The organism is Streptomyces sparsogenes subsp. cuspidosporus, assembly GCF_039532705.1.
Lineage (GTDB): Bacteria > Actinomycetota > Actinomycetes > Streptomycetales > Streptomycetaceae > Streptomyces > Streptomyces sparsogenes.
Genome location: NZ_BAAASD010000129.1, coordinates 1 through 1054 on the forward strand (window position 1 = coordinate 1; position 1054 = coordinate 1054).

At 72.7% G+C, this 1054-nt stretch carries 1 protein-coding gene; it reads left to right on the forward strand.

Annotation, left to right across the window (positions count from 1 at the left end; translation table 11 throughout):
• The coding region (locus ABFY07_RS42670) for an acyltransferase domain-containing protein (protein ID WP_346179610.1) at positions 1–1054 on the forward strand (1054 nt) is incomplete at both ends.

Consider the following 1054-nt stretch of genomic DNA (forward strand, 5'->3'; position numbering starts at 1 on the left):
CTGGTGTTTCCCGGGCAGGGGGGTCAGTGGCGTGGCATGGGGGTGGAGTTGCTGGATGTGTCTTCGGTGTTCGCGGGGCGGATCGCGGAGTGTGAGGCGGCGTTGGCGCCGTTTGTGGACTGGTCGTTGACGGGGGTGTTGCGGGGTGGGGACGGGGTGGATGTGGCGCGGGTGGATGTGGTGCAGCCCGCGTTGTGGGCGGTGATGGTGTCGCTGGCGGAGGTGTGGCGGTCGTTCGGTGTGGAGCCCGCCGCGGTGGTGGGGCATTCGCAGGGGGAGATCGCGGCGGCGGTGGTGGCCGGGGCGCTGTCCCTGGAGGACGGCGCTCGGGTGGTGGCTTTGCGTTCTCGGGCGTTGCGGGTGCTGTCGGGGCGTGGGGCCATGGCGTCGTTGGCGGTGGGGCGGGAGGAGGCGGAGAAGGCGATCGGTGGCCGTGCGGGGGTGGTCGTGGCGGCGGTGAACGGGCCGGGTTCCACGGTGGTCTCCGGCCCGCCGCAGGCCGTGGCCGAGGTGGTCGCGGCGGTGGAGGCGAGCGGGGGCCGGGCGCGGCTGGTCGATGTGGACTATGCCTCGCACAACCCGCAGGTCGATGACATCGCCGGTGAGTTGGTGGAGTTGTTGGGGGAGGTCACGCCGGTGGAGACGGGCGTGGCGTTCTATTCGGCGGTGACCGGTGGCCGGGTGGAGTCCACGGCGCTGGACGCGGCGTACTGGGTGGAGAACCTGCGCCGTCAGGTGCGGTTCGCGACGGCGGTGGAGGCGGTGCTGGGCGATGGTTACCGGGTGCTGGTGGAGTCGAGTCCGCATCCGGTGCTGAGCGTGGGCATTCAGGAGACCGCCCAGGCGCTGGAGGTGCCGGTGGCCACCGTGCCCACCTTGCAGCGGGACCAGGGTGGTCCGGCGCAGCTGGCCCGGGCCCTGGCCCAGGCCTTCACCGCGGGCCTGTCCGTGGACTGGAAGGCCTGGTACGGCGTGGACCCCGCCCCCGACGCACTGACCGGGGCCACCACCCCGGCCCCGCCCGTGCTCGACCTGCCCACCTACGCGTTCCAAC